This window comes from Clostridium sp. FS41 (assembly GCF_000954015.1).
Taxonomy (GTDB): domain Bacteria; phylum Bacillota; class Clostridia; order Lachnospirales; family Lachnospiraceae; genus Enterocloster; species Enterocloster citroniae.
In genome coordinates this window covers 343,998-368,541 of the sequence record NZ_JYHN01000067.1, presented here as the reverse complement: position 1 = coordinate 368,541, position 24,544 = coordinate 343,998, and the positions used below count along the sequence as shown (strand labels likewise).

The 24,544-nt window shown below is 50.8% G+C and carries 17 protein-coding genes; 15 read left to right on the top strand and 2 right to left on the bottom strand.

Annotation, left to right across the window (positions count from 1 at the left end; all coding sequences use genetic code 11):
• Positions 1-161: 161 nt before the first annotated feature.
• From CLFS41_RS21385 to CLFS41_RS21345, 9 genes are all read left to right on the top strand, one after another.
• Complete coding sequence (locus CLFS41_RS21385; protein ID WP_161797501.1) at positions 162-1,496, top strand: ABC transporter substrate-binding protein; 1,335 nt, start codon at positions 162-164, stop codon at positions 1,494-1,496.
• Complete coding sequence (locus tag CLFS41_RS21380; protein ID WP_045093401.1) at positions 1,480-3,294, top strand: sensor histidine kinase; 1,815 nt, start codon at positions 1,480-1,482, stop codon at positions 3,292-3,294. The genes CLFS41_RS21385 and CLFS41_RS21380 overlap by 17 nt, the downstream gene beginning before the upstream one ends.
• Entirely contained in the window at positions 3,295-4,866 is a 1,572-nt protein-coding gene (locus tag CLFS41_RS21375; RefSeq protein ID WP_045093400.1) for a response regulator, read from the top strand.
• A 186-nt stretch (positions 4,867-5,052) separates the two neighbouring features.
• Positions 5,053-6,381, top strand: coding sequence for an extracellular solute-binding protein (locus CLFS41_RS21370; RefSeq protein ID WP_007863562.1), 1,329 nt, complete (start codon positions 5,053-5,055; stop codon positions 6,379-6,381).
• 85 nt (positions 6,382-6,466) lie between these two features.
• Positions 6,467-7,369: a sugar ABC transporter permease gene (locus CLFS41_RS21365; protein ID WP_045093399.1), complete on the top strand. Its 903-nt coding sequence runs from the start codon at positions 6,467-6,469 to the stop codon at positions 7,367-7,369.
• 10 nt (positions 7,370-7,379) lie between these two features.
• Positions 7,380-8,222, top strand: coding sequence for a carbohydrate ABC transporter permease (locus CLFS41_RS21360; protein WP_045093398.1), 843 nt, complete (start codon positions 7,380-7,382; stop codon positions 8,220-8,222).
• A gap of 6 nt (positions 8,223-8,228) precedes the next feature.
• Positions 8,229-10,349 (top strand): glycoside hydrolase family 36 protein, encoded by a 2,121-nt coding sequence (locus tag CLFS41_RS21355; RefSeq protein ID WP_045093397.1) that lies wholly within the window; start codon positions 8,229-8,231, stop codon positions 10,347-10,349.
• Positions 10,350-10,526: 177 nt separating this feature from the next.
• Positions 10,527-11,375 carry an AraC family transcriptional regulator gene (locus CLFS41_RS21350; protein WP_045093396.1) on the top strand — a complete coding sequence of 283 codons (849 nt, stop codon included), beginning with the start codon at positions 10,527-10,529 and terminating at the stop codon, positions 11,373-11,375.
• On the top strand, positions 11,368-13,461 hold the full coding sequence (locus CLFS41_RS21345; RefSeq protein WP_045093395.1) for a 3'-5' exonuclease: 2,094 nt from the start codon (positions 11,368-11,370) through the stop codon (positions 13,459-13,461). Before CLFS41_RS21350 ends, CLFS41_RS21345 begins: the two co-directional genes overlap by 8 nt.
• An 82-nt stretch (positions 13,462-13,543) precedes the next feature.
• Here CLFS41_RS21345 and CLFS41_RS21340 read toward each other — a convergent pair whose 3' ends face one another.
• Positions 13,544-14,866 (bottom strand): HAMP domain-containing sensor histidine kinase, encoded by a 1,323-nt coding sequence (locus CLFS41_RS21340; RefSeq protein WP_007863570.1) that lies wholly within the window; start codon positions 14,864-14,866, stop codon positions 13,544-13,546.
• Positions 14,863-15,546 carry a response regulator transcription factor gene (locus CLFS41_RS21335; protein WP_007863571.1) on the bottom strand — a complete coding sequence of 228 codons (684 nt, stop codon included), beginning with the start codon at positions 15,544-15,546 and terminating at the stop codon, positions 14,863-14,865. Before CLFS41_RS21335 ends, CLFS41_RS21340 begins: the two co-directional genes overlap by 4 nt.
• A gap of 162 nt (positions 15,547-15,708) precedes the next feature.
• On the opposite strand from CLFS41_RS21335, the gene CLFS41_RS21330 reads away from it, so the two are divergent.
• The 6 genes from CLFS41_RS21330 to CLFS41_RS21305 all read left to right on the top strand — a co-directional run bounded on the left by CLFS41_RS21330 (position 15,709) and on the right by CLFS41_RS21305 (position 24,514).
• On the top strand, positions 15,709-17,967 hold the full coding sequence (locus tag CLFS41_RS21330; protein WP_045093394.1) for a hypothetical protein: 2,259 nt from the start codon (positions 15,709-15,711) through the stop codon (positions 17,965-17,967).
• On the top strand, positions 17,930-18,787 hold the full coding sequence (locus CLFS41_RS21325; RefSeq protein WP_007863573.1) for a sugar ABC transporter permease: 858 nt from the start codon (positions 17,930-17,932) through the stop codon (positions 18,785-18,787). Before CLFS41_RS21330 ends, CLFS41_RS21325 begins: the two co-directional genes overlap by 38 nt.
• Complete coding sequence (locus CLFS41_RS21320; RefSeq protein ID WP_045093393.1) at positions 18,784-19,626, top strand: carbohydrate ABC transporter permease; 843 nt, start codon at positions 18,784-18,786, stop codon at positions 19,624-19,626. Before CLFS41_RS21325 ends, CLFS41_RS21320 begins: the two co-directional genes overlap by 4 nt.
• 6 nt (positions 19,627-19,632) lie before the next feature.
• Positions 19,633-21,306, top strand: coding sequence for an HlyD family efflux transporter periplasmic adaptor subunit (locus CLFS41_RS21315; RefSeq protein WP_007863577.1), 1,674 nt, complete (start codon positions 19,633-19,635; stop codon positions 21,304-21,306).
• Positions 21,303-22,355, top strand: coding sequence for an ABC transporter permease (locus CLFS41_RS21310; protein WP_045093392.1), 1,053 nt, complete (start codon positions 21,303-21,305; stop codon positions 22,353-22,355). The genes CLFS41_RS21315 and CLFS41_RS21310 overlap by 4 nt, the downstream gene beginning before the upstream one ends.
• 71 nt (positions 22,356-22,426) lie before the next feature.
• Positions 22,427-24,514: an EAL domain-containing protein gene (locus CLFS41_RS21305; protein ID WP_045093391.1), complete on the top strand. Its 2,088-nt coding sequence runs from the start codon at positions 22,427-22,429 to the stop codon at positions 24,512-24,514.
• Positions 24,515-24,544 lie beyond the last annotated feature (30 nt).

The following is a 24,544-nucleotide window of genomic DNA, read 5'->3' as shown; positions in this document are numbered from 1 at the left end:
GGATTATTCTTGAGATGATATGATAAAACTGCTATACTCGAAGTGCGGGCCGGATCTTTTGGTCCGCACTTCGAGTATATTGCATGATCCCGGTGATGCCCGGATGCCCTTATCCGGACCAAAGGCAGCCGATCAAATGGCAAGGAGCAGAGAATAAGAAGATGAAAAACAGGGTGAAGAGAGGATTAGCCGCAGTAGCCGCGTGTGTGATTGTTAGTTTATGCGGCTGTTCCCAAAGTGTCCAGGTTCCCGAAACCGATGCAAGGACGGAAGCCGGTTTGGAGAAGATAAAGCTGAAGGTTTTTTATTCCAGGGACGATATCACGTGGTCCCTTGTAATGGACGACCTTTGCAGTAAGTTTGAGAATGAGAACCCGGACATAGATCTGGAACTGCAGGATGGGGGAAGCGGGATCTATGAGGAGAGCTTAAAGGTCAAGGAAGCCTTAAATGAATTTCCGGATCTGTTTGAGATACAGAATGTGGACGGTTACGTGGCCAATGACCGTCTTGGTCCCATACCGCCGTCTGTCAGCAGTCTCATAGAGGAACCGGTCTATAGGAACGGGACGGTCTATACAGTTCCCCTCTATACAACCACATACGGCATTATCTATAATCAGGTGCTGTTTAAAAAGTATCACCTTCAGGCGCCCCAGACCTATGAGGAATTTCTGGAAATATGCCGAACCCTCAGCAGCCACGGGGTGGTGCCCCTGATGTGCGGCGGGACAAAGGAGGACAGCATCGCCTACTGGCTGAATTATTTTTATCAGAAGAATGTGCTTCCAAGGGCCGGGGAACAGGGGATCCGTTCCGCGGATTTTACGGCTCCCGGCTACATGGACATGCTGGGGGATTTTGAACGTCTGATGGACAGCAGGTATGTGCTGAAGGATTCCGTGTATATGAATGACAGCCAGATCATTTCCCAGTTCCTGGACTCCCAGGTTGCGATGTATTACACAAAACCCAGTTTTATCGCCAATATCATACTGGCGGATCCGGACTGTATGAGTTCCACAAAAGACAACATGGGAGTGGAGATAGAGGATGACAGCAGTACGGTGCGCCTGGCATGGTTTTTTGTTCCCACAGGAAACGGGGATATGGTGGCCACAAGGGAGATCGGTTCCCAGCTGGCCATTTCCAAGGAGTGTGCCCAGGACCCGGCCCGGTATCAGGCAGCGGAGCGGTTCCTGAAGTTTTTATTTGAGGATGAAAATTACCGGGGGATCCTGAAATCCATGTATGGATTCCAGACCACGAAAAAAAGGGTATTGTATCCGGCTCCATCCGTGCAGCAATATCTGATCATTGATTACCGTTATGCCAGGAAAGAGGAGTCTTTTTTGGATGCCGATCATATTTCCGGCAGTTTTAGGGGGGAGTTGTCCAAGGCGCTGTATCTGCTCCTGGGCCATTCCATGACAGTGGAGGAAACTGCCCGTTATCTCAATACAAAGTGGAGTGAGACAAGTGAAAAGGAAAAATAAAAGATATATCAGTATCTTTACAAAGTCGGTGATCGCATTTTTAGGTCTGGGTTTTCTTCCATTTATGGTCATCAGTCTGACTGTATTTAAAAAGAATATTGACAAGGTAACGGAGACCGCCATACACAACGCATCCCAGATCACAAAGGGCATCAATGACGACATAGCGGTGCTGCTGGAGGAGATCAGTGATCACAGCAAGTACCTCTATGAGTATGAGGCTGATGATTACGGATATTTTTATGAGATCATGACCAATGACGCTATCTCGGATATTTTAAGGGAAAATCTGGTGGAGGATGCCCTGAAAAAGATATTGTACAGGAATGACTCCATTAACCATGTGTATTTTATTGACACAAAGGGAAAGGTCTATTCCTCCACCAAGGCACCGGAGAAGATCGTAAACCAAAAGCTCATGGATGAATGGGGAAATACCCATTATGTTCCTGAGAAAAACGCGGTTACCATCATTCCCACCCATGGCACGGAGTATTATTTTAATTCTTCCAAAGAGAACTTTACCTATGTGCGGAACATCATGAACACGCGCTCCATTGAATCCGCAAGCAGGGAGATACTGGGCACCTTATACATTGATGTAAGCGCGGACAGCTTCCAGACCATTATAGATGAAGCAGGTCTGGTGGGCAATGACCATATCTTTGTCTGCGATTGGGGCAGGGACGCCCTGATCTACAGCAATTACAGCGGCACGGAGGCGGCGGAGGACTATGGGAAAATGAAAAAGGATTTTTCGCCCGAAGACCGTAAATTCTGCCTGAAATCAGACCAGATGTATTATATCGGCTACAACATGAAACAGACGGACTGGGCCGTGGTGGAAAAGCTTCCCTTTTCAAACCTGGAAAAGACGTATCAGTCCATTATCCGGAGCACCGTTTACCTGGTGCTGGTGAGTATTGCCCTTTTGATGATCCTGTATTATTTTAACTCAAAGACCACCGCAAAGCCGATCCGGCTGTTAAAAGACGCCATGGATAAGATCAAGGCGGGAAAGCTGGAGACCCGTGTGGATATCAGGTCCAATGATGAACTGGGAGTTCTTGCGGAGGGGCTGAATAATATGACGGAACAGCTTCAAAAGCACATAGAGAAGGTCTATATTTCGGAGATCCGCCAGAAGGAAGCCCAGATCAAAGCGCTGACTGCCCAGATACAGCCCCATTACCTGTATAATACACTGGATGCGATCCGCATGTCCGCCATTACCAATGATGACCATGATACGGCGCTGATGCTGGAAAGCCTGTCAGCCCAGATGCGTTATCTGATCGGGGATGCCAGAAGCCTGGTGACCCTGAAGGAGGAGCTGGACAGTATCCGGAATTATTTTATCATTATACAGATCCGGTATGAGAATGCCGTTCAGCTGGAGATCAACGGGAAAAATGAGACCTTAAAATGCAGGATACCGCGCCTGACCCTGCAGCCGATTATCGAAAATTCCGTCAAGTACGGGATCTCACCCAGGGGAGAGGGGAGCATAGCTGTCTATACGGAGAAAAAACAGGAATACCTGGAGATTACCGTTCTGGATGATGGGGTGGGAATGGACGGGGAGACGCTGGCTTATGTGAACGGCGTCTTAAAGGGAACCGTGATCCAGGAACGGACAGAGGAACGCAGGTTCAGTATTGGCCTTAAGAATATCGAGGACAGGATCAAGCTGCAGTTTGGCGACTGCTATGGGATCCGGCTTGACAGCACGCCGGGGCTGGGCACTCTTGTGCATGTGAAATTACCGGTCTACTATGGAGAAGGAGAGGGAGATTAGATGTTTTCAGTGGTGATAGCAGATGATGAACCGCTTATCATAAAGGGGTTGATGAAGATGGTGGATTGGGAGAAATTAAATACCCAGGTGATCGGCACGTCCAGGAACGGGGAGCAGCTGATCCGCCAGATCGATGAGATGTCGCCGGATATTATTATCTCAGACATTTCCATGCCCCATCAATCAGGAATCGATGTGATCAAGTACATAAATGAAAAGGGACTTAAGTCCAAGGTTATCTTTTTAAGCGCTTTTCAGGAATTTGAGTATGCGAAACAGGCGCTCCGGTACGGTGTGATCGAGTATTTATTGAAGCCTGTGACAAAGGAGGAACTGGAGCTTTCAATCATAAAGGCGGAACGGGCGTTAAAGGATAACCTTTCCCTGGAGTATCTGCAGGAGGATGCCAAAAGCGCACAGGCTGTTTTCAAGGCGGTCACATCAGAATATGAGTATCAGGATCTGTATAAAAAGTTTGAGCAAATGGGGGTGCCCACATCAGATGCCAGCTACACGGGGGTGTGCTTTTCCGCCGTGGAAGACAGAGGTAGGGCGGAGAAAAACCGCAGCGAGTTTGAACTTTTAAGGTTTACTGTGTTTAAGAAGATCGAGGATCATGCGGTAAAGCGTAAAAACGGATTCTGCCTGAAACGGGAGGCGGATTTCTGCAACATGATATTTTTCTATGGAAAAAATCAGGAGGAAACGATCCTGACGGATGTGAAGGCTTTGATCAGGACCATGGAACGTGAGTACGGGATCCGTCTGACCGCCGGTATTGGCAAACGGACGGACAGCTTATCAGATCTTAAATTTGCTTATAAAACAGCTGCATTTGCCTGTAACCTGTACTATTTCAAACAGGATCCGGTGATCATCTACGACAGGATCAATAAGGAATACCACCATTCTTTTGACGACTACAACGAGGCGTACTCTGCACTGGTAAAGGCCATCCTCCTGCGCGATGACATGTGGCTGGATCAGCTGAAGCAATGTCTGGAGCTGATCGGCGAACTTCACTATGGCAACCGGGTGGTTGCGGAAAACAGGTGCGTGGCCCTTCTCATGGAGCTGCTTCGTGAACTGGGGAATTACTGCCGTCTGGATGAGGAGGACAGGCATACGTATGAAGGATTTGTGTCAGGGATCAGAAGCGTTGGCACCTTTCAAAAGGTAAAGGCAATGATTCTGCGTTATCTGGAACAGTTTGTGGAAAAAACCGTGTTTTCCAATCTCGGAAATGAAAATGAGACTATTAGAGGGATCAAGTTCTATATCAGGGAGAACTATGACCAGGAGATCAACCTGAGATCACTGTCACAGCATTTTTTTATGAACCAATATTATTTCAGTTCCTTTTTTAAGCAGAAGACAGGTAAGAATTTTAAGGATTACCTGGTTGAGGTGAGAATGCAGAAAGCATTGGAGCTGCTGCTGGAAAACAGCGGGATGAGCACCCAGGAGCTGGCCAGGAAGGTGGGCTATAATGATGCAAAGAGTTTTTCTGAGAAATTCAGGCAGTATTACGGGGAAAGCCCGGTCAATTATAAGAAGATAAATAAAATGTGAGAAAAGGGGTATTTTTAATAAAAAAGGGGGCGTTTTTAACAGGCGTCTCCTCTTTTATTGCAGAAGAACAGAGGGTGTGGTATGGTCGGTTTATCAAAAATGTATGCGCATACAAAATGATACGGATCAGATACAGGATCAAGTAAAGATCAAATATAATGTATGGAGAAGAAAGAGGTATTTAATATGAAAAAAGTGATGGCTTCTGTATTGGCTCTTACCATGGCGGTTTCACTGGCAGCATGCGGCTCATCTCCTGAGAAGACCCAGGAACCTAAAAGCGAGGCGGCTTCCACGTCCGGACAGGGACAGCAGGACACTGCAAAAAAGGGGGAGGGTCAGACCATAGAGGTGTGGACCCAGTGGACAGCGGGAAGTGATAAAGAGACTTATTCCCTGGAAATGATCAAAAAGTTTGAGGAGGAGACCGGGTACAAGGTAAACTGTACAAACTTCACCTACGATATGCTTCACGAAAAGGTATTGACCGCAGCGGCAGGGGGGAATGTGCCCGACTGCGCATGGGGGCTTCCCGAATACATCGGTGAGTTTTACAACATGGGGATCCTGGAGGACCTGACGGATGAATTTAATGCATGGGATGAAAAGGACGTGTTCAGCGAGTCGGTTGTGAAAGCCATGAGCATGGACGGCCAGGTGGTGGCAATGCCATATGAAATGTCGGTCCGCGCTTTCCTGGTACATGAAGGTGACTTTGAAGCAGCAGGCATGGAGGTCCCGGCTACCTGGGAGGACCTGCTGAACATGGAGGGCTACTACGATGCCCAGGGTAAGTATCCCTTTGAGATCACGGGAAGCGGCGTGCGCGCAGCACAGGAGCTGCTGGTGTATCTGGCACAGAGCGGCGTGGAGATCGCCACTCTTCAGGAGGACGGACTGTATAAAAACACATGGAATGAAAATCCGGACCAGCTGGACAAGGCTGCCAAGGTATTCCAGTTCTACAAGGATCTGATTGACAAGGGGATCGTAAATCCCAGCGCCAGGAACTGGACCTGGGAAGAGACAGATGAGAACCTTTGTACAGGGCTGGTTTCCTCCCATGTGTCCGGCAACTGGCTGAGAAATAAGGAAAGCCAAAACCCGGAAACCATGAAGGACATGGGCGCTTATGCCATTCCTTACCCTGAGGGGAGCAAACCATACACATACATGGAGTGCAAACCAATGTTTGTCTTTAAAGACAGCAAGAATAAAGAGGGCGCCGTGGAACTGATGAAGGCCATTGCAGGAAAAGAGTGGCAGGAAAAAGTATGGGCTTACGGATCTCCCAGAAGCGATGTATATTCTGAGAGTATATGGAGCAAAGGATTTTCTGACATTGGGGCGGAAGGGATCTCCTTCCCGGGGGTTACGCTTGCCGGCGTGACGCAGGCCATGAACGATTCCATTGCCAAGGTGCTTCAGGAGGGAAAGACCCCGCAGGAGGCAGCGGCATGGCTCAGCGATGCGGTCAATGCATCCCTGTCAGACACCGGGGAACTGAGTAAATAGCAGACGGTAATGTCCCGAAAGCTGAGTGGTAAATATAATCTGGCTTTTGGGACATTTTTTCATCAAGACGAGGGGGAGATGTTCCTTGAAAATAAGTAAAATGACCAGAAGCAAAAGAAAAAAAATGACAGTTCTGATCCTGATCCTGCCGGCTCTGGTTTTTCTGGTTTCTTTAAAAGGGTATCCGCTTTTAAAGGTGGTCCACGACTCCTTTTTCCACGTGAGCCTGATCAAGCCGGGCACCGGATTTGCGGGGCTGGATAATTTTAAGACCATCATGGCGGATGAACGGTTTAAGCAGACCGTGGTCAATACCATATACTGGACCGTTTTTTCCGTATTGGGGGAGTATCTTGTGGGAATGATCACGGCAATCCTCTTAAACAGGGAGTTTAGGGGCAGGGCGTTTTTCAGGACCATGATCTTTATACCATGGCTGGTTCCCATCATTGTGGCAGGCATGACCTGGGACTGGATGCTTAACACGGAATTCGGAATTGTCAATTTCATGCTTAATACCTTACATATAACAAGCAGTCCCATCGATTTTCTGGGAGATGCAAAATACGCCATGGCTGTGGTGATCCTGATCAATATTTGGAGATCCTTTCCCTACTATACCATTTCATTTTTATCAGCCATGCAGTCCATTTCCGGCGACCTGATGGAAGCGGCCGCCATTGACGGGGCAGGTGTCATTAAACGGTTTTTCTATATCACCCTTCCTCAGCTGAAATCCGTGTCCCTGGTGATTGTTTTCCTGCACATTATCTGGACCGCGATCAACTTTGATTTTATATGGATCCTTACAGAGGGCGGTCCCAATTATGCAACCCAGACACTGCCCATTATGATCTACAGGTACTCCATGAAGAAATTTAACGTAGGCGCTGCATCCGCCCTTTCAACCATGATGTTTGCAGTGATGGCAGTTATATTTGTGGTGTATTACAGGCAGAGAATGAAGATCAGCGAGTCCCTGGAATAGGAGGTATAGAATGATCAGCAAGAAAAAAAGATTTTATATAAATATTATTTCCTATCTGCTGCTAATACTGTTTGCATTCATCTGCGTGTTCCCTTTTTATTGGATGATCCTTTTCGCGCTGAAACCGGATTCGGAGATACGGTCGGCGTTCCCTTCCCTGATCACCAGGATGCCTACGCTTAAGAACTTTACAAAAGTACTCTACACAGCAGGATTTTTAAAATACATTAAGAACAGTTTTCTGGTTTCCATCATTGCATGCTTTGTGTCCATGGTGATCGCCGTCATGGCCGGTTATGCATTCAGCCGTTATTACAAGGAACGGATGATCAAGATATCCAATTTCGCCATGCTGGTATCCCAGATGATCCCCGGTGTGCTTTTGCTGGTCCCCCTTTATATGATCATGCGGAACTTCGGGTTTTTGGAATCCTATATCTCACTGATCTTGTCCTACACCACGTTTGTCATTCCTCTTTGTACCTTCATGATGAGCAGTTTCTTTGACACAGTGCCCATTACGCTGGAGGAAGCGGCGGAAATAGACGGGACCAACAAGTTTCAGATGATGGTTAAGATTATACTGCCCATATCCATACCCAGCCTGGTGTCCACAGGGCTGTACGCATTTATCCAGGCGTGGAATGAATTTATGTTTGGTTACATTTTTATTTCCACGGATCAATACAGGACCCTGACGCCTGCGATCATGCTGTTTAAAGGCTCCAATATCATAGACTGGGGAGGCCTGATGGCAGCATCCGTTGTGGCGGTGCTCCCGGTCACATGTTTATTCCTTTTTATGCAAAAATACTTTTTATCCGGCCTGATGAGCGGATCTGTGAAAGGATGAGTTAAGATGAGACGAATAGAGATCAGTGAAAACAACTTAAACCTGGTAATGGAACTAACGGATGAGCAGGAGATAAAGCTGCTTCATTTCTCCGCCCTTCCCTTTGAAGAAAAGGACCTGGTATCCAGGAACGGGCTGCTGCCCTTTACCTTGGTGGAAATGTCCGTGACCGGCCTTAACCGGCTGGGCAAGCTCCACGGGGATAATTATGTCAGGACAGCGCCGGGCTGCCGCCTGAAATTTAAGGATTTTAAAGACTGCAGGAATCAGAACGGAAGAAAACTGGAGATCATCACATTTGACCAGCCTACCGGGCTGGAGGTGCACAGCCATATGCAGTTTTATGACGGGATATCCATTGTCCGTTCCTGGAGCCAGGTGGTGAACAAAGGGGATAAGGCGTGGGGGATCGAGTATCTGTCTTCCTTTGCCCTGACAGGCGTTACAAAGGAGGGGCTTCAGAATGCGGACAAAAAGATGAAGCTGTTCCTTCCCAGAAATGGCTGGCAAAAGGAGTTCCACTGGAATGAGTTTACATTGGATGAACTGGGCATGTCCCTGGCCCAGCCCGAGGATTTCCACCGTTCCTCCACAACCATTGGGATCGGGAACACCGGCTCCTGGTCTACCAAGGAGTACCTGCCCGTGGGATATCTGCGGAATGAGGAGATGAACAGCGGTTTATTCTGGCAGATCGAGCACAACGGTTCCTGGTACTGGGAGATCAGCGATGAGGACGGGCAGTATTATTTAAAACTCAGCGGCCCCACAGAGCTGCACAACCACTGGTGGATCCGGTTAAACCCCGGAGAGTCCTTTACAACCGTCACCGCAGCAGTGGGTTCTGCGATTGGAGGAATGGACAAGGCCTGGGCGGAGCTGACAAAATACAGAAGGAGTATCCGGAGGAAAAACGCGGATGATGAGAACCTTCCTGTGATTTTTAATGATTATATGAACTGCCTGTTCGGGGACCCAACCACAAAAAAGGAACTTCCCATGATCAAACGGGCGGCTGAGATCGGCTGTGAATATTACTGCGTTGACTGCGGCTGGTATTCCCCAGGACACTGGTGGGATAACGTGGGCCAGTGGATGCCCAGCAATGAGCGATTCCCGGGAGGCATCAAAGAGGTTATGGACTATATCCGCTCCTGCGGCATGGTGCCCGGGCTTTGGCTGGAGATAGAGGTAATGGGGGTCAATTGCCCGTTGGCTTCCCAGGTACCGGATGACTGGTATTTCAGGCGCCATGGGGAAAAGGTGGCTTACAGAAGCAGATACCAGCTGGATTTCAGAAACCCCCAGGTAAGGGAACATGCGACCAAAGTGATAGACCGTATGGTAAGGGAGTACGGGGTAGGATACATTAAGATGGATTATAACATTGAACCTGGGATCGGAACAGAGACAGGGGCGGACAGCTTTGGAGACGGACTGCTCCAGCATAACAGGGCATATTTAAGCTGGCTGGACACCATATTTGAAACATATCCCGACCTGGTGATCGAGAACTGTTCCAGCGGCGGTATGAGGATCGACTACGCCATGCTGAGCCGTCACAGTATCCAGTCCACAAGCGACCAGGAGGATTACATCAAATATGCAACCATTGCCGCCAATGCGCCCTCCGGCCTGACGCCTGAGCAGGCAGCGATCTGGTCCTATCCCATGACGGAGGGGGACGAGGAGGAGACCATATTCAACATGGTCAATGCAATCCTTCTCAGGATCCACCAGAGCGGCCATATACTGAACATGTCGGATTCCAGGGTGGAACTGATCAAAGAGGCGATCAGCTGTTATAAGAGCATCCGCGGCCACATAAAGGCTTCCCTGCCGTTCTGGCCCCTGGGATTCTCCCACTACATGGATCCATGGTCGGCCCTGGGATTAAGGTGCGGCAAAACCTCCTATGTGGCGGTGTGGAGAAGGACATCGGATCAGATCTGCCGGACCATACCGGTAACGCATCTGAAGGGAAGGGACGCAACACTGAGCCAGATCTATCCCTGTGGGGAACAGTATAAGTCGGAGTTTGTGTGGAATAAAGAAGACGGAAGCTTTTCCGTGAAAATGCCAAAGGAGTATACGGCAAGGCTGTTCCGTCTGGAAACAGCGGATTAACTGTAATCCGTTTTTTATGCTACCGCAAGATTTCTTAAGACAACCTCCATGTTTTTGTATATAATAATAACCGAGTGCTCTCGGAAACTCTTTGTACCTGGAGTTTCCGGGAGCATTGCCAATGTGTACTCTCAGAATCCCGGAGAGCACGCTCAACTTAAAAGGAGGTGATGGAGCTTGCAGCCCATTGAAGAAATCATATTGACTGTAAATTATATAGAAGCCAATCTCACCAGGAAGATCGATCTGGACATGATCGCACAGGCGGTCCATTATTCCAAATACCATCTGCACCGGGTGTTTTCCCACACGGTAGGACTGACCATACATGACTACATCCAGAGAAGGCAGCTGACCGAGGCCGGAAAGCTTCTGGTGTTTTCGGAAAAGTCCATTGTGGAGATCGCGCTTTTATCCGGTTACCAAAGCCAGCAGGCCTTTACCAATGCTTTTACATCCATGTATAAAATACCGCCCAACAAATACAGGGAAAAGGAAAAATTCTATCCCCTGCAGTTAAAGTTTGAGTTTGACGGGAGGTATGATATGCTGAAGCGGCCGGAAAACAGGGCATGGGATATCCGGTATGCCACAAAGGAGGACATACCCGCCTGGATGGAGCTGGTGCGGCTGGTGATCGATGGCTTTCCCAACTTGCAGGAGGATACGTACATGGAGGTGCTGAGACAACGGATACGCACAAACCAGGCGCTGATCGTAAAGGACGGGGTGACTGCTGTGGGAATTTTGCTGTTTTCCTGGGACACAGGGAGCATTGATTTTATGGGATGTCATCCCCTGTACAGGAAAATGGGGATTCCCAGGGCATTTCTGGACAAGGTAATGGGAGAACTGCTGACAGGCCAGGAAATCAGCATTACCACCTTCAGGGAAGGGGACAAGGCGGATAACGGACAGCGAAGGGAGATACAGGGGCTGGGGTTTGCGGAGGCAGAACTTTTGGAGGAATACGGTTACCCCACCCAGCGGTTTGTCCTTTCACGGGAGGTGCAAAAGGATGGGTGAGAGCGTGTTGGAAGAAGAGTCCAGGCATTTGCGGCAGGTTCATCAAAGGATCGGCCAGGCCCTGGAACAGGCAAAGGAATCCGTCCAAAAATCGGACAAAGAATACATGGACACCAAGCGCTACATGGCGGAGCACAGAGGGGACATCGATCCCCATGAGATGTTTCAGAATGAGCTTCTTTTAAAACAGACGGACCACACCGGCGCCATGGCGGTGGAAATACTGGAACGGCTGAAAAAACTGAAGGATTCCCCTTACTTTGCAAGGATTGATTTCTGTGAAGCAGGGCAGGGGGAACCCTTCTCCTATTACATCGGGCGGTTTGCCTTAAACCATGACAGGGAACCTTTGGTCTTTGACTGGAGGGCGCCTGTATCCGGCATGTTCTATGACTGCGAGGTGGGACCGGCCGCTTTCCAGGCCCCGGACGGAAGGATCCAGGGAGAGCTGACAAAAAAGCGGCAGTTTAAGATCAGGGGCGGGAAAATGGAGTATGCCCTGGAAACCTCATCCCATATCCAGGATGACGTGCTGCAAAAGGAGCTGAGCCATACCTCGGATGAAAAAATGAAATCCATTATCTCCACCATCCAGAAAGAACAGAACCAGATCATCCGCAATGAGAACCAGGGGACCATGATCATACAGGGAGTTGCGGGATCGGGAAAGACTTCCATCGCTCTTCATAGGATCGCTTACCTGCTCTACCGGTTTAAAAACAGGCTGAGCGCTAAAAATGTAACCATCCTGTCCCCCAACAGGGTATTTGGGGATTATATATCCAACGTAATACCGGAGCTGGGGGAGGAACCGATCTATGAACTGAGCTTTGAGGAACTGGCAGAGATCCAGCTGGAGGGCCGGATGGGGTTTGAGCCGGAACTGGATTTGGATCAGGAAGGGGATGCGGATGAAAGCCGGAGTGGTGATCCAGGTGAAAGCCGGGGCAAAAGCCGGAGTAGTGACCCGGGACGGGGGGAGAGGGAACGGTTTAAATCCACCCTGGAATTTGTCCGTCTTATGGATGCTTATATAGAGATGCTGCCGGATATGATCTTTGCGCCAAAGGATTATACCTTTGGAAGATTTCGTGCAGATGCAAAATGGATTGGAAAGCGGTTTAAGGCATATGGAACCTTTCCGGTTAAACGGAGGCTTCTGATGGTTGCCGATGATATCCGGGACCGCTTTGACACAGAGAATATCATGGAGGATGAACTGCCCCGGCAGGGGGGGATCCTTAAAAGCCTTGCCTCCATGCTGACCATGAAGAACACACTGGCTGTTTACAGGGATTTCTATGAAAAGATAGGGAAAAAGGAACTGTTTGTCATGGCTGACAAAAAGACTTTGGAATGGGCGGATGTCTACCCCTTCCTGTACCTTCACGCGGCCTTTGAAGGGCTTAAGGAGAGCGGGATCACCAGACATCTGGTTATTGATGAGATGCAGGACTATACGCCGGTCCAGTACGCTGCCCTGAACCGGATGTTTCCTTGCCAGAAAACCATACTGGGGGATTTCGGACAGTTCATCCACCCAAACCACCTTCACACCCTGGAGGATCTCCTTCATCTGTATGAGGGGGCGGAGTTTGTCCGGCTAAATAAAAGCTACCGCTCCACGTATGAAATCATGACATTTGCCGGCCATATCCGGGCTGCATCCGGTCTGGAGCCGGTAAAACGCCATGGGGATGTTCCCGGGCTGGTCTCATGCAGGAATGAGGAGGAGGAGCTGTGCCGCATCATGGATTTGATACGGGATTTCAGGTCAGGGGACAATGCTTCGCTGGGCATTATCCTGAAAACCCACAGGGAGGCCGCAGAACTGTATGATCTTCTTTCAGAGGAATTTGAGGTGCATCTGATCGAACCGGAGAGTACCAGGTTCAGCAGCGGTATATCCGTTACCTCGGTGAAGATGGCCAAGGGCTTGGAATTTGACCAGGTCATTGTACCACATGCCTCTGACAGGAACTACAGGACAGACCATGACAGAAGCCTGCTCTACATAGCCTGCACCAGGGCCATGCACAGGCTGACACTTACATTTTCAGGAAAGAGGACGGGATTCATTGATTAGATTCCCGTCCTTGTTTCTTTAAGCATCCATTGCTGTATTTTGCCAAAACTACCTTGCAGATGCAGCCGCTCCCACAGGTGCCTTAGCAGTGCCCCATGGGAAGCCGCACACAGAAGCATGCCCCGCCGGAGGGGGAGTCGGATACGCTGATGGAGCCGCCGTGGAGCAGGACCAGTTCCCTGGCAATGCTCAGGCCCAGGCCGTAATGGAGTTTGTCGCTTCTGGCGCTGTCCGCCCTGTAAAACCGGTCAAATATATGTTTTTTCACCTCATCATCCATACCGCAGCCTTGGTCTGACACTGTCAGGCAAAGGCTGTTTTTCGTTCCGGATAAACGGTGTCTTTCCTGCTGTATCCTTGCCGAAATCCGGACCTCCCGTCCTGCGGGGGTGTGGCTGAGGGCGTTGTCCAAAAGGACGGAAAGGACTTGTTCCAGGCGGTTCCCATCACCTGTGATCGCCGGAAGGGAGGATTCGGGCAGGTCCAGATAAAGGGACACCCCCTTGTCGTTGTACATGGGTTCAAACCGTTCATAGACGCTGATCAGCAGGGTGTCCATGTCCAGCCGGTCTGTCTGGACCGTCCATGTCCCGGCATCTGCAGATGCCAGGACAAGCATGTCATTTACCAGAAAGGATAAACGTGAACATTCCATGTCGATATTTTTCATAAAATGCTCCTGTTTTTCCGGCGCAGCCGCAATGGCAGAAAGGCTGGAGCGGATCACCGCAAGGGGAGCACGCAGCTCATGGGAGGCAGCAGCAATAAATTCATTCTGCTTTTTCTGGTTTTCCGCAATGGGTTTTAAGGATCTGCCCACCAGGAACCAGCTCACAAGCATCAGGGCGGCAATCCCCGCGGTGTTGAGGAACAGGAACAGGATCCCCTGGCTGTATAAAAGGGAGGAGGCCGGATCTTTATAAGCCAGAAGGGTCAGGCTTTGGAAGCCCGACCGGGTGGGAAGCACCAGAACACTGGCCAGGTAGGAATCATTGTGATCTCCTGTGATTGTAAAAACGGAGGTGCGCAGCAGAGAGGAGGATACGGGACGCCTGGAAGAATCAATGTTCTGCGCCAGCGCGCCCTCTTTGGCCCGCTGGACCAGCCCAGCCCTGCCGCTTAAAGGATTCCAGGAACCGGGGTAGAGCAGGGGGATCCCATTGTCCTCAATCTGTATGATGAGCCTGCTGCCGCTTTCCAGCTGGGCCAGCCAGGTACAGCTGATGGTTGAACCGGCCTGGAGCCTGGAGGTGATGTTTAATATATGATTCTGAAAGGCGTCCAGGGTGTTTTTGTCAAATTCCCTGGCATTTACAATGAGGATTCCCGCCACTACCAGAGTGAGGATCAAACCCGTTGTTATGGTATAAAGCCCGGTGAGATTCCTTCTAAGCTTTTTGATCATGGATTGCCTCCTGCCTCAAGGCGGTAACCGGTTCCGTGTATGGTCTTGATCTGTACGGCTCCATTTACAGATTTTAGGCGCCTTCTTAAGAAATAGACGTAATTGTCCAGATTCCCTTCCTCCACCTCGGAGTCAGGCCCCCATATGTAAGAGAGGATCATTCCTCTGGTCAGGATCTGCCCTGCATTGCGGATCAGGTACTCCATAAGTGCGGATTCCCGTTTGCTCAGCTGGACCATGCCTGACGGTCCGGTCAGTTCCCGCTTTTCCGGATCCAGGCTTATATTGGAATAGGCTTTCGCGCGGGTTGGCTCCAGCTTTCCGGGCCGTCTGGTGACGGCGCGGATCCGGGCAAGGAGTTCCCCGGGCGCATATGGTTTGACCAGATAATCATCCGCCCCCGCGTCCAGGCCATCGATCCTGTCATTGATCCCGTCCAGGGCAGTGGTGATGATGACCGGGGTGGCAACACCCATCCGGCGAAGGCCGTTGAGCACGCTGAGCCCGTCCATCTGGGGCAGCATCCGGTCCAGCAGGATCACATCATATGGAAATTCCGCGGCATAATAAAATGCTTCCTGACCGGAACCGCAGCAGTCTGTTTCATACCCCGCTTTTTCCAGCTGCAGCTTAATGGCTTCACAAAGTTCTTTATCATCTTCAACCAGCAAAATTCTCATGATACGCTCCCCGTTATTCTAATCTAAATAAGATCCAAACACATTATAACAGAGAAATCTCTAAAAAACCTAAAAGAAATTTTACCAGTTTTTCAGATGTTTTAGAGATTTACCTGATATGATACTGGTGAAATGAAAATGGACAAAAGGGAGACTGATAATATGAGAAAAAAATTAATAAGCCTTTGCCTTGCACTGTGCCTGACAGCGGGCAGCCTGTGGGGATGCTCGGCTCCTGCGGGGACCGGGGAAACCGGAGCTTCCCGGGCTGCAAAGAACGCGGGTGCCGGACGGGATGAGAACATACCAAAGGGAAGATATGCGGAAAGCACGATCAGCATTCCCCTGGAAGAAGGGGAAATCATTGCTGACATGGTTCAGACACAGGATAAGATTCTGGAACTGTATACGCTTAAGGATGGTACGGCCAGGCGGTATAGATGGGCCGGCGGAAACTGGGAAAGGGAAGAAAAGAGCCTGCTGGAAGGGGTTGAGATCCCCTTCGGTATTCTCCATGTGGTCTATGGGCAGGACGGTTACCGGTACGCGGTCTTCCCAAAGGGAGACGACTATAAGTTCCATTTGCTGAAGCTGGCAGAGGGGAAGGAACCACAGGAGCTTTTGGAGGATGTGTTTTCCGTCAAACATGAACGCGGTTTTTATGAGGTAAGGCCGGATTTCGTGGCAGTGGCGGAGGATGGGAGCATTTTCCTGTCCGGCAGCAGAGAGACAAATGTATACAGCCCTCAGGGAGAGCGTTTGGTTTCCCTGCCCCAGGAATGGAGTTCCTCGGAATGGAAGGAATCAGGACTTCTTTTGGATCATCTGTATATAACAAACGGGTCTAACGGGTATCTGGTATATGATATCACCACCGGATCCGCATCCCCGAAAGAGGAGATCCCTTATCAAAGCTCAGTCTATGATCAGTTTTTGCCCATTGCCCATGACGGCGGCGGGGGGATCTTTACGGTCAATTCCCAGGGGATCCACCACATGAATCCCGGGGGGAGCATATGGGAGACAGTGGCTGACGGGACTCTTAACTCTTTGAGCCTTCCAAGCGCGTATGCCAGGAAACTGTTCGTGGGCGCTGAGAATGATTTTTACGTCTGGCTGCAGCAGTCCGATAAAAGTGAGATCAAGCATTACACATATGATCCTGAGATGCCCTCCGTGCCCTGCCAGAACCTGACCGTATATGGCCTTAACCTGGAAAGCACGGATACCATACGCCAGGCAGCCTCCATGTTCCAGCTGACGCACCCGGACGTGAGGGTGGAGCTGATCGATGGACAAACAGACAGCGGGGGGACCACGGACTCGGATACCATAAGATCTTTGAACACGGAACTGCTGGGCGGAAACGGAGCGGATATCCTGGTCCTTGACGGGCTTCCGGTTCAGTCCTATATGGAAAAGGGAGTGCTTGAGGATATGAAAGACCTGCTGGCACCCATGACCGCGTCAGGGGAACTGATGGGACAGATTGCAGGACCGTACACAGAGGACAGCGGCAGCATCTACCAGATCCCCACCAGAATGATACTTCTCGCCGCGTATGGGGACCAGGAGGCCATAGACAGCCTTGCATCCCTGGAATCCATGAGGGAATATCAGAGCGATCCCTCTCATCTGCCGCTGCGCACCAAGACAAAATATGAGAATCTGACGCGCCAGATACTGAGCCTTTGCTATGAGGAGATCGTGGACAGTGAAACGGGAAGGCCGCGTCCGGGGAAGATCCAGGAGCTGCTGGAAACCGTGAAGGTGCTGGGCGATGCCTGCGGCGCCAGGGCGGACTTTGACGAATCCGAGGACGGGGGAAGAGGACGTATCTATAACCGATCCATTGGAGCGGATGGCCTTATGGACAGCGAGTATGACAGTGTGGACCGGGGCAGGAGCGCTATTGCCATTGATAAAATACGGGGAATGTTTGACACCCTGCTTCCCCTGGCCGTGCAGAGAAACCACGGATTTAAAATGGAAAACCTGAAGGATTCCTATCTTCCCTCCGGTGTTGTGGGAATCAACAGCGCCAGCCCAAGAAAGGACCTGGCAAAGGAATTTGTTCTCTACGTACTGAGCGTGGAGGTCCAGTCCAGCGACCTGGCGGACGGACTCCCCGTCAATGCCCTGGCCGCAGAGGCGTGGGTGGAAAGAGAAGACTCAAGCAGCGCTATGGTCAGTGTCAGCGGCGGTGAAGACGGCTACACAATAGCAGGTGCCTGGCCCACAAAGGAAGAACGCCGTATGATATTTGATGCGGCGTCCAGGGCCAATAAGCCGGTGAGAACAGACCGCGTGTTGACGGAGATCATAATCGATGAGACCAAAGGATACTTTGAAGGGAGCCTTTCACTGGAACAGGCAGCCCAGAATGCCCAGAACAAAGCGAATCTGTATTTCTCAGAATAAAAAGCCATGGCTGTTTCTGGCACCCAGCCTGGCAGGGACCGCCCTGTTTGTCCTCATACCTTTTGCGGATGTGGTGATGCGTTCCTTCTACCAGGCCGTGGGAGGCCGGTTCGTGGGCCTGGAAAATTTTGTCCAGGTGTGGAACAGTCAGGCATTCCGCCTGGCTGTGAGGAATACCCTGCGTTTTATCCTGGTATGCATACCGTCCCTGATGGCGTTTTCCCTGTGGGCGGCTGTCCTGGTAACAGCTGCCTTTAAGGGGGGGAATGTGTATAAAACCACGATCCTGCTGCCCCTGGCGATCCCGGTTGCGTCAGTGGTCCTGCTGTGGAAAATGCTGTTTTATCCTCAGGGACTCTTAAACCAGCTGGTGGCAATACTGGGATTTGGGACCAGGGACTGGCTTAACCAGAACAGCGCTTTTTATGTCCTGGTATTTACCTACATATGGAAAAATACAGGGTATGATATGATGCTTTGGCTGGCTGGTCTGGATGGGATCCCGCTGGAGCTTTATGAAGCAGCCAGGGTGGATGGAGCAGGTTCCCGGCAGATCTTTTATTACGTCACATTACCCTGCCTTAAAAGCACTGCATTTCTGGTGACCGTGCTTTCCATTATCAATTCCTTTAAGGTATTCCGGGAGGCATATCTTATTTCCGGGGATTATCCCCATGAGAGTATTTATATGATGCAGCACCTGTTTAATAACTGGTTTGTCTCGCTGGATATCCAGAAGATGAGCGCTGCATCAGTGATGATCGAATCATCGGTGCTGATTCCGGTGATTATATGGATCCGGCGGAGGAATAAAAAATGATCAAACGTTTCCTGGTAAGGGCGGCCCTGATCTTTATATGCCTTTTCATATGGGTTCCCCTTTTATTGATGGCAGGAAATGCGCTTATGTCCGAGGGGGAAATGCTTCAGCGCTTCGGCGCTATATTTGGAATGGGAAATGCTCCTGTAAAAGCTGTATTTCTCCCTGAATACCCCACCTTAAGACCCTTGGTGGAATTACTCATCGATTCCCCTGGTTTTTACGTCATGTTCTGGAACTCCTGTTTCCAGACCGTCATGGTTTTGCTGGGGCAGCTGGTGGTTGCGCTTTTAGGCGCCTGGGGATTTGCCTGTTTTCAGTTTAAGGGAAAAAAAGCCCTGTTCCTTCTTTACATCATTCTCATGATGCAGCCGTTTCAGGTGACCATGGTGCCTAATTACCTGGTCCTAAAAAGGTTCTATTTGCTGAATACCCACCTGGCAGTCATTCTGCCGGGTATCTTTTCCGCGTTCCCGGTATTTATCATGACAAAATTTTTTGAATCCATTCCCAGGCCTCTTTTTGAGGCGGCGCGCCTGGACGGGGCAGGAGAAATGGCTATTTTTATGAAGATCGGGATTCCGGTGGGAAAGCCTGGGATCGTATCCATGCTGGTCCTGGGATTTCTGGAAACATGGAATGCCATTGAGCAGCCCATGACATTCCTGAAGGAAAAGCGGCTGTGGCCCCTGTCCCTCTACCTGCCGGAGATCACATCCGACAAGGCAGGGGTGGCGTGGGCTGCGTCCATTATCATGATGGTACTTCCCGTGGTCCTTTTTATGATGGGACAGGAATCACTGGAGCAGGGGATTGCCGCATCAGGAATCAAGGAGTGAATGAACATGAAGAAAGCAGCAATTACATTTCTGGCCCTTATGGCGGCTCTGACCTTTTTGTCCAGGGCCCTGGATTCCGTCACGGTCACCAGGGTACAGGTAGGATACGGAAAACAGGGAGTGGTCCCGTATCTTATAGAGGGGGACGGGACATTTACGGCAGACAAAATGGCATACATATCACTTCCTGAAAATCTCCAGGTGGGGGACATACTGAAGCATTCCGGGCAGATGGTCTTAAAGGGGGAGGCCATCCTTTGTCTGCAGATGGAGAGTCTGGAGGAGGAACGTGAAAAACTTTCCGTGGAGTTTGAAAAGGCCAGGCTGGCCCTTGAGCAGGAGCGGCTCTCCTCTGTGCCGGTCCCACGGCTGACCGAGGAGGCCCTGGCCGCCCAGTCCGTAGCGGCGGCACAGCGGGCCCTGGAACTAGGCAGGCAGGACCTGGCGGAAGCTGAGGAAAAGCATGCGTCAGCTACCGCTGATCTGGAACATGATTACATTCAAAAAAAGAACCGCACCAGGGAAGAGGTGAGGGAGGACAACCGCAGAGCCATGAAAAGCGCCGGAAGGGCCTATGAATCAGCGCAGGTAGCCAGGGATTCCGCGGTAAGAAAGGGGGAGCGTGAGGTAGAGGATAAGCAGAAAAAACTGGACCGGCTGGAGGAACAGGAGGACGCCTCCCAGCAGGAGATCGAGAAAGCGGCCCTGGAACTTGAACGGGCCGAGGAGGATCTGGAGGATATCCGGGATGAGCAGGATCTGGCAGTGGAGGAGGCCAGGGCAAAGATGTATGCTGCCGAGGAGACATATGAGGATATTGATTACGGGACTGAGAACGCCAAAGAGGAACTGCGCAAGGCATATGAGGATGCCGTGAAGGCGGAGGACGCCAAGGTGGAGGAAGCCAGAAGAAAAATACAGGACTTGGAGGAAGGACTGTATCAGTCCATGGAAAAGCTGGAGAACGCCAGGGTATCTGACGCAGGTACTGTTGCGGGGGAAGCTGCCCAGAGGGAGATATCCAGGCTGAGACAGGAATCCATGAAGCTGGATATGGAACAGATCAAGAGAAAACTGGAAAAAATAGAAGAATTGATTGCGGACAAAGGACAGATCAGTTCCAGTGTGGAGGGCGTAGTGGCTGATATGGACCTGAAGGCGGGGGACAGGATTGAATCCGGGCGCCAGATCAAGCTGGCAGTGGGAAATTTAAACCTGACCTCCCAGGTGGATAAGGAGAAGGCCGGTCTTTTAAAACCAGGAGCCAAAATGACGGTCAAGCTGTTGGGACAGCAGGCCGGTGTGGAGGCGGAGATAACGTCCGTTGACCAGATGCCGGAGGACGAAACAGCACAGGTCACAGCCGCCATGCCTCAGGGACAGGGGAGCCTGGGAGGCAGTGCATCCTTTGCGGTAAACATGGAATCAGGGGCATACTCCTGTGTAATCCCCATCGGAGCACTGAGGGAGGATAACACAGGATTTTTCTGCCTGGCTGTCCAACCAAAGAGGACCATACTGGGGGAGGAGATGACGGCAGTGAGGATCGGGCTGGAGGTACTGGAAAAAAGCAGCACTGCTGCAGCTGTTTCAGGCGCCGTTACACCGGAGATGAAACTGATCACAGAGTCGGACAAAGGTGTGGGAGAAGGGGACCGTGTCAGGGTGGTGGAATCATGAGAAAATGGATCATACTTTTCATTCTGGTGACCCTGTGGGGATACGGGGGGATACAGGCATTGAGTCTGAACACAGCAGACGGCCGTATTTTTATGTATTACCGGGAAGGGGAAGGACCCAGGGCGGAGGAACTGGACCGGGCCCTCGGCCGGGAGCAGGGAGAGACGGCCGGAACTGAAAGGGAGGATCAAGGGGGAAGCGTTTATCCGGAACTAACAGCCTGGTCCCTGGCTGAGGAGGTAAAGGTGCAAAACCTTGAGCTGGGCAGGGACAAAAAAGCGGATTGTCTGTCCGTTTACGGCCTGATGGAACTGGCTTCCTGCCGGGAGCTGGAACAGGGGACATACGGCTACAGGACGGACAGGGAGGGATGTGTCATCAGTAAGGGTCTGGCCATGGACCTGTTCGGGGCGGTGGAGGTGACAGGCAAACGCGTGGTCTGCAGGGACAGGCCATATATTGTCAGGGGCGTTACGGATGACCCGGACTACGTTATATTGATCCCTGCAAAAAAGGAGGAGGGGATGCGCTGTCTCCTTATGGATTATGGGAAGGGCGCTTCCGCAAAGACAAAGGCGGAAGGGTTTTTGTACCGGTATGGAATGAAAAGAGGGTATGTTTGTGTGGACGGCTCTCTTTTTTTCGCCGCAGCCGGCATGGTGTCTCTCCTGCCGCTTTGGGCGTCTGCCCTCTGGCTTTGCCAAAAAGCAGTCAAGCCGGACCTGGGGGTGAGAGACCGAATGTGTTCCGGCGGGGCCGGTATACTGCTGCTGGCAGCGGGCATATTCCTTATATGGCGGCTGGGATTTGGGATACCCGGGGATATCATTCCCACCAGATGGTCTGATTTTGATTTTTGGACCAGGAAGTTTGGGGAACTGCAGTCCGACATGGAACGCATGGGGGAAGCGTATCAGGTGCAGTGGCTGGATGATCTGAAAAAAAGGCTGTTTGTATGCACTGTCTGCTGCCTGACAGCAGGGACAGGAGGAATAATCTGGCTTCACTGTATGAAATGGGGGTGGAAAGGAAACGGATTTAGAGTATAATAGGGGTATGGTTTTATAAAATGTTGTTTGTGGGGGCCTGTTGGGTTGGATGACAGGCATGGGGAGGGGTTATGGAGCGAATCCGCAGGTTTCTGAATAAAAATATATTTATTTTCTCTGTGAGGCAGGGGCTTTTGCTGACCATACCCTTCCTGATCATGGGGTCGTTTTCTATGGTGATCATGCATTTTCCCGTGGAGGTATGGCAGGTCTACCTGGCTTCCATGGCAGGAGGAGTTATACATACTTTTCTGATGGGAGTCTACCAGGCCACCTTTGGTTCCCTTTCCTTTATTTTTATACTGATGATCGCCTATGCATACGGGGAGGAACAGAGGGTTTATGACAGCACCCATGTATTTTTCCCCGCCGTGTCCCTGTGTTCCTTTATCGCATTCTGCTATCCCACAGGAGGGCTTTCCATATGGGGGCCGGAGTGGAGCTTTACCGCGATCTGCATTGCTTTAGCCAGCTGTTTTATCCTCACCGTGTTTTACCGGTGGGTTTCAGGCCATCAGAGACTATACACCGTGGGCGTGGCGTACCATTTTAATGCTTCCATGCAGAGCCTGCTCCCCGCCGTGGCCACCATTGGGATCAGCGGCATCACGGGACTGCTCCTGTACCTGGTATTTGAGGATACCAATATTATGAACTTCGGCTCCTACCTTTTTATGCGGCTGTTTGAACATATGGGAAACAGTCTTTTTTCCATGCTCCTCTATATCCTCATATCCCATGTGCTGTGGTTTTTCGGGATTCACGGCACCAACACGCTGGAGGCGGTATCCCGCCGGCTGTTTGAATCCGAGGTGGCCGTTAACCAGGGGATGGTGGCCCAGGGGCTGGTGCCAACCCACATTTTCAGTAAGACATTTCTGGACACCTTTGTATTCCTGGGAGGAAGCGGCTGTGCTTTGTGCCTGGTACTGGCCCTGTTTCTGTCAGCCAGGAAAAAGAACAACCAGCGCCTGGCAAAGCTGTCCCTGCCCGCGGTCATCTTTAATATCAATGAACTGGTACTGTTTGGTTTCCCTATCATATTCAGCGCGGACATGATCCTGCCCTTTATCCTGACCCCCATGATGCTCTCTGTGATCAGCGGACTGGTCATGTCCCTTCATCTGGTGCCGGTGGCATCCAGGAGCGTGGAATGGACCGTACCTGTCCTGTTCAGCGGGTACATGGCCACCGGGTCTGTGAGGGGGAGCCTGCTGCAGCTGTTTAACCTTGTGGTGGGGACACTGATATACGTTCCCTTTGTACGCCACAGCGAGGTGATACAGGAGGGGGAATTCCTGGCAAAGATCAAGGACCTGGAAGCCGCCATGAGCCGGGATGAACACTCGGTCTGGGTACGGGATTTCCACTGGAAGACCTATGAGAACCGGCAGACGGCAAAGCTGCTCACATCCGACCTGCAGTATGCCCTGACAAAAGGGGAGCTGAAGCTGTTTTATCAGCCCCAGATGTACTATGATAAAACACTGTACGGGTGTGAGGCGCTGCTGCGCTGGAATTATATGGGAAATACATACATTTATCCCCCTTTGATCATTGCACTGGCTACCCAGAGCGGCTTTATCGATTCCCTGGGTCTGACCATTGTGTCCATGGCCTGCGCTGATATGAAGAAAGCGGAGCGGGAGCTTGGATACCCCATCCCCTTTTCCGTGAACATCCTGCCCCTTCAGCTGGAGGACCCCGGCTTTGCGGGGAATGTGAACCGGATCCTGAAGGAGATGGATGTGGATGGGAAATACATGACCATTGAGCTGACGGAACAGGTTGCCCTGAATCCGGGTCCCAATCTGGAAGAGCAGTTAAGGCAGCTGAAACAGTCCGGCATCCGTATCAGTATGGACGACTTCGGCATGGGACACGGCTCGCTGAATTATCTGAACTCGGCTGACTATGATGAGGTAAAGATCGATGGGTCCCTGATCAAGCGCCTTCCGGGCCATGCCCAGACCTGTGAGTTGGTGGGAAATATTGTAAATATGTCCCGCATTCTGAAGGTAAAAACAGTGGCTGAATGTGTGGAGACCGAAGACCAGGTCACGGTGCTGGAACAGCTGGGATGCGGAATCTATCAGGGGTATTATTACAGCAGGCCCATTCCCTTGGAGGACTTGATCGAATATGTGAAGCACATCTGATTCCCGGCTTTTTGGTTGACATATGTCTAC